4 protein-coding genes are annotated in these 6,000 nt (G+C 40.7%); 3 read left to right on the top strand and 1 reads right to left on the bottom strand.

Annotated elements, in window-relative coordinates; all coding sequences use genetic code 11:
• Positions 1 to 68: 68 nt before the first annotated feature.
• The 3 genes from JCM10596_RS20970 (at position 69) to JCM10596_RS20960 (ending at position 5,260) form a co-directional block, all read left to right on the top strand.
• Entirely contained in the window at positions 69 to 3,290 is a 3,222-nt protein-coding gene (locus JCM10596_RS20970; RefSeq protein WP_025028788.1) for a transglycosylase domain-containing protein, read from the top strand.
• Between the two features lie 137 nt (positions 3,291 to 3,427).
• Positions 3,428 to 4,063, top strand: a complete 636-nt coding sequence (locus JCM10596_RS20965; RefSeq protein WP_025028787.1) for a GNAT family N-acetyltransferase — start codon at positions 3,428 to 3,430, stop codon at positions 4,061 to 4,063.
• 21 nt (positions 4,064 to 4,084) lie between these two features.
• Positions 4,085 to 5,260: an acetoin utilization protein AcuC gene (locus JCM10596_RS20960; RefSeq protein WP_025028786.1), complete on the top strand. Its 1,176-nt coding sequence runs from the start codon at positions 4,085 to 4,087 to the stop codon at positions 5,258 to 5,260.
• A gap of 29 nt (positions 5,261 to 5,289) precedes the next feature.
• On the opposite strand, the gene JCM10596_RS20955 is transcribed toward JCM10596_RS20960, so the two are convergent.
• On the bottom strand, positions 5,290 to 5,988 hold the full coding sequence (locus JCM10596_RS20955) for a 5'-methylthioadenosine/adenosylhomocysteine nucleosidase (protein WP_025028785.1): 699 nt from the start codon (positions 5,986 to 5,988) through the stop codon (positions 5,290 to 5,292).
• Positions 5,989 to 6,000 lie beyond the last annotated feature (12 nt).

The raw sequence follows: 6,000 nt of genomic DNA, 5'->3' as shown, positions 1-6,000 counted from the left end.
TCTAAAAAAATGTTTCTAATCACGAATTATGCTATAATTATAAAGTGATTTTAGGGGGGATACATACGATGGATAAAAAATCATCAGACCATAAACCAACCAACCCAGCAAAACCAAAGCGTCGCAAATATATTTTAAAAACAATTTGGGTGGTTATGCAGGTTTTTATTGTACTAGGTATCATGAGCTTCTTATTCGCAGGAGGAGTTGCCGCTGGATTTTTTGCTTACAATGTAAAGGACGAGCCCTTACGCAGCTATACCGAAATCAGAGAGCGAATTCATGATTACAACAAAACGGGAGAGGCTTATTTTAAAAACGATGAATGGATTGGTTACTTGCTTACCTCAGAGGTATCACAGCCAGTCACTGTCAAAGAAGTTTCTCCACATCTGATTGATGCTATTTTAGCAACAGAAGATCATATCTTCTATGAACATAATGGAATCAACTTTAAGGCTGTATCCAGAGCAGTTCTTGAACAATTCATTAAGTCAGATGAGGGAACGGGTGGAAGTACCATCACCCAACAGCTTGTAAAAAACCAATTGTTAGATCCATCACGGACATTCGAACGAAAATTCAAAGAAATGCTTCTGGCAATGCGAATTGAGAGAATGATTGATAAAAATGAAATCCTTGAAGCCTATATGAATATTGTCTATTTAGGCTACAATGCGAATGGCTCCAATATTGAAGGAGTCAAAGCAGCGGCTGAGGGAATTTTCGGAGTCGATGTAAAAGAACTGAATATCGCACAATCCGCCTATATTGCTGGGATGATTCACAGTCCTGGGCGGTATACTCCGTTCCAAAGAGGCGGCGGGATTGCCGAAGAAAGGCTAAAAAGAGGAATTGATCGTCAGAAATTCGTTTTGCGCAGAATGTTGGATACTGGACGCATTACTGCTAAGCAGCACGAAGAAGCACTTAACTTTAATTTAAAAACAAGCCTAGCTGAGCCTACACCAGGAATCCTTGAAAAATATCCTTATCTCACATTCGAGATTACAGATCGAGCTATTGAAATCCTTGCCAAGCAACGCCTAGAAGAACAAGGATTAGCAAGAGAGTCGTTAACCAACTCAGAGTGGAGTGACTACTTAGAGCATGCCCGCAGAGAATTATCCAGAGGTGGGTATAAGGTTCATACGACGGTGGATCGAGAACTGTACGAGGCGTTTCACGAAATCGTGAAAGACGAAAAGCTATTTGGACCGAGAAGTAAAGTAAATAAAGATACCAAAGTGGACCCTAAAACAGGCGAGAAAACAGAGCAGCCTTTCTTAGAGCAAGCAGCAGCTACTCTAATTGATAATCAGACTGGAGCCATTTTAGCGATGGTCGAAGGCCGCGATTATGATGAACTAAATTATAACTTTACAACAACACCAAGACAGCCAGGTTCAGCGATTAAGCCAATCTTAGATTATGCACCTGCCTTAGAATTAGGACTTGTCCAACCTGCCTCCATCATTGACGATGCTCCTATTTTTAAATGGGATCGCTCTGGAGGAAAGTACTGGGTTCCTAAGAATTGGAATAATAAATATCAAGGTTTGGTAACAGCGAGAAGGGCTATGGATATGTCCTACAACTTACCTGCGATTAAAACATTCCTAAAGGTTCAGGAAGAAGCTGGGCCAGAGGTACCTTTTGACTATTTAAGAAAGATGGGAATCACAACCATAGATCCAGCAGATCTTTCTGCGCCATCTGTTTCCATCGGAGGAATGACAAGAGGATTAACAGTAGAAGAAACGACAAGTGCCTTCTCAACGTTTGCCAATCAGGGGAACTATGTTAAATCCTATCTGATTGAGAAAATTGAAACATTAGAAGGAAAAGTGATCTATGAACACGAGGTACAGCCTGTCCCAGTATTCTCAGAACAGACAGCCTTTCTAATGAATGATATGCTTCGAACGGTGGTTAGTCAGGGGACTGCTACAAGAGTTAGACGAGGGATGGGCTCTAAAATTAGTATTGCAGGGAAAACAGGAACAACCAATAATAAATTTGATTACTGGTTTGTCGGTTATACTCCTCAGGTATCCATGGGAATCTGGTTTGGTTACCCTAAGCCAGAAGAGTTAAGAGGGGAATATACGGCAAGGACTCAGGATCTATGGGTTCTTCTAATGAAGAAAGCTCAAGAGCTTCGTCCTGAATATTTTAACCCAGAGCTTACTTTTAAAATGCCTGATGGAATTGTCAAAAAGACCGTCTGCTCCAAATCTGGGAAATTGCCATCTCAACTTTGTAAGGATGCTGGCTTCCTAGTAACGGATTACTTTAATCGCAAGTACTTACCTACACAAACCGATGATTCATTAATCAGAGGACGAGTGGTTTATTATAATGACAAGCCATATATTGCTCAGGATGCAACCCCAGATGATATGGTTACAGAAAAGGTTTTTGTTAAACGTGATCCTATCGACATTCCAAAGCAGTTGTTGAATCAACGTGCAAGACTTCTTCCAGCAGACTGGGATGAAACAGCTCCACAGGAAGTAGATCCACGTGTTGAAAATGGGAAGGTACCTGACTCCCCTACCGCTGTAAAAGCTGTATGGACAGACGGTAAACTCCAAATCACATGGACTCCTTCAAGTGAAGGTGATATTGCGGGATATAGAGTGTACCGAGCTACCAAGGACGGTCAATTCACGAAAGTGCAAAGTATACCCAACCACCTTTCTAAGGTTTATGTAGATAGCTCTGCAAGTCAATCTCAAGAATTTGCTTATCGGGTTACCACTGTAGATATAGCAGGAAAAGAATCTGAACCATCCAATGTGGTGATTAGCAATCAAGTAGATCCTAATCAATTCTTCACTCCAGACCTTACTACTCCAACAATACCAAAAGGTCTGAAAGGAAAGCATCTAGGAGGAGGGATAGAATTAAGCTGGAGAGCCAATCCTGACCAAGACAGAGTGACACAATACCATATTTACTACACTGAGGATCCGATGAATGGTTTCTGGCACCTAGCTTCCACAAGTTCCACAAGCTATGTCCATACCTTAACTGACTCCCCTAAAGAAGTATGGTACTACGTTACGGCTGTCAATGATGCAGGGGAATCTAAAGATTCAGAGGCTATTAGAGTAAGGATTGGAGAAAGTGAGTCTGAGACGAACTCAAATGACCAAGGCTCTTCTGGATCAAGTCAGAAAAAGGTCCGAACCAATCAACAGCAGGAACCTCAAAAGAGAATTCCATTCTCCACTCCTCCAACTCGTCAAAATGAAGAGGATAACCTCTTTGAACAGTTACCATAAAGTAGGCTTCAACCAAAAGGCTCTGAAATGATTCAGAGCCTTTTGCAATTTTACTCACACACTCCTTTTTTTGTAGCATATCCTGAGTTATAATGGATGTAATTTCAGAACTAAAATTTACGGGAGGTTGCTTGAAATTGGAGCATGTCAAACAATTTTACAAACAAAGAATAGAAAAGAATGGGTTTACTATTGAAGTGCTCGGTCCTTTAACACGAGAAGAACTAAGTAAATACTGTTTTCATGCTGGCTTGGTGGCTTTTAGAAGACCCTCCTCTGAACAATTTCAAGCCCTCCTCTCCATCGCAGAATTGGCAGAGGCTAGGATCATTGCCGCAATGGAAGGAAATACCATTGTTGGTTATGTGACGTTCCTCTATCCTGATCCATTGGAGCGTTGGTCAGAGGCAAAAATGCAGGATCTATTGGAGTTAGGAGCTATTGAAGTCGCTCCACCATACAGAAATCTAGGACTAGGAAAAGAAATGCTCCGGGTCGCTTTTATGGATGATGCTATGGAAGATTATATTGTAATTACAACCGAATACTACTGGCACTGGGATTTGAAAGGAACGGGCTTAGATGTATGGCAATACCGCAAAATCATGGAGAGAATGATGACAAGTGCAGGGTTAAAATGGTATGCGACAGACGATCCAGAAATCTGCTCCCACCCTGCCAATTGTTTGATGGCAAGAATTGGTGATCGAGTTCCTGTTTCCTCAATAGAAGCATTTGATCAAATTCGTTTCACAAACCGATTCATGTACTAAGAGGAGGGGAAAAGAATCATCATGAAGAGAAAACCACTCTACATTTATAGTGACGATCTATTAGGATATCATTTTCACCCTAGACATCCCTTTAATCAAAAGCGTTTGAAAATTACAAAGGATCTTTTAGAAACATTAGGCTATTTGTCGCCCGATCAAATCATAGCTCCTCGTCCAGCAACCGAGAATGAACTTTCACTCATTCACCACCATAAATACATTCAAGTTATTAAAACACTAAGTGATCTGAATGAATTAACGGATCAGGAATTTTTCGCAGAACAATTTGGAATAGGGACAGAGGATACTCCCCACTTCCCGAACATGCATCAAGCTACCTCCCTTATTGTAGGAGGTACTCTGCTTGGTGCAGAGCTTATCATGCAAGGAAAAGCTGAACAAGTACTAAATATGTCTGGTGGACTTCATCACGCGTTTCAAGGAAAAGCAGCAGGCTTCTGTATCTATAATGATTGTTCCGTCGCTATTTCCTACCTTCAAAAAAAATATAAGTTGAAGGTTCTTTATATCGATACAGATGCTCATCATGGTGATGGAGTACAATGGGCGTTCTACGACGACCCCAATGTATTTACATTATCTATTCATGAAACCGGAAGATACCTCTTCCCAGGAACTGGTCATTTTACGGAGAGAGGAGACGGCAGAGGTTTTGGTTACTCTCTAAATATCCCACTTGATGCTTACACACAGGATGAATCTTGGTTAGAGTGCTTTGAAGAAGCTCTCGCAGAAGTGATTGATTTTTTCAAGCCTGATTTTATTCTAAGTCAGCATGGCTGTGATGCTCATTTTTATGATCCAATGACTCATTTGGCCTCATCCATGCATATTTACGCCGAAATCCCGCGCCTAATCAAGGAAGCCTCGAAAAAATATAGTCAAGGACGCTGGTTGGCTGTTGGCGGAGGAGGCTATGATATTTGGCGTGTCGTTCCTAGAGCTTGGAGCATGATCTGGATGGTCATGAATGATATCCCTATCGTACAACAAGAAATCCCCCTTAGCTGGAAAAGAAAGTGGGGACATAAAGCAACTAAAACACTTCCTTCTTTTTTACTAGATCTAGAGGAGGATTATCCTTTCATTCCTCGCCAAAAGGAAATTGAAATTCAAAATACAATTACAAAAAATAAAGCGCTCTCATTTTTAAGACATCAAAAGCATAGGGCGTAAAGCTTTGTTATAAAAATGCTAACCCACTCTTATAAGCGGGTTAGCATTTTCTCTACCATATGAAACGATCGTTGAGAAGCAAGCTTCGTAAATTCTAAGAAATTAATGTGCGCTGAACCATCTGCTTTATCAGATAGAGAACGTATCACTACAAAGGGGATTTGATTGAGGAAGCATACTTGAGCTACAGCTGCTCCTTCCATCTCAACACAAGCCCCTTTCAATTCCGAATATAACGTTTGAACCAGTTCTCTATCCGCAATAAATTGATCTCCAGATAAAATACGTCCTGTTGTGATTTGTACATCATGGATACTCTCTCCACTTTCTTGTGCGATCTGGATAAGCTTTGCATCCGCAACAAATGTAGAAACATCAGCGTAAGGAATTTCTCCTCTACGAAAACCTAAAGCCGTCACATCAAGATCGTGTTGAATACAATCTTCTGAAATCACGATATCCCCTATATTTAATAGAGGATCAACCCCACCAGCAACACCAGTAAAAATAACATGAGTCACTTGAAAATCATCAATGAGAATTTGTGTGCATATACTTGCATTTACCTTCCCCACCCCTGACTTACACAAGACTACATTCTTCTGATTCAGAACACCCTTATAATAGGTAATCCCTGCTCTATGAGTTTCTTCTATTCGCTCTAAACGTTCATGATATAATTGAATCTCTTCATCCATTGCTCCGATAATTCCTATGATTTGATTCATTGATCTATAGTT

This window comes from Caldalkalibacillus mannanilyticus JCM 10596 (assembly GCF_000615945.1).
In the GTDB taxonomy this organism is placed as follows: Bacteria; Bacillota; Bacilli; order Caldalkalibacillales; family JCM-10596; genus Bacillus_AT; species Bacillus_AT mannanilyticus.
This window is presented reverse-complemented; position numbering and strand designations above follow the sequence as displayed.

Coding starts and splice junctions, on each gene's coding strand:
- JCM10596_RS20955 (WP_025028785.1), bottom strand. CDS start 5,988: ATGAATCAAATCATAGGAATTATCGGAGCAATGGATGAAGAGATTCAA.
- JCM10596_RS20970 (WP_025028788.1), top strand. CDS start 69: ATGGATAAAAAATCATCAGACCATAAACCAACCAACCCAGCAAAACCA.
- JCM10596_RS20960 (WP_025028786.1), top strand. CDS start 4,085: ATGAAGAGAAAACCACTCTACATTTATAGTGACGATCTATTAGGATAT.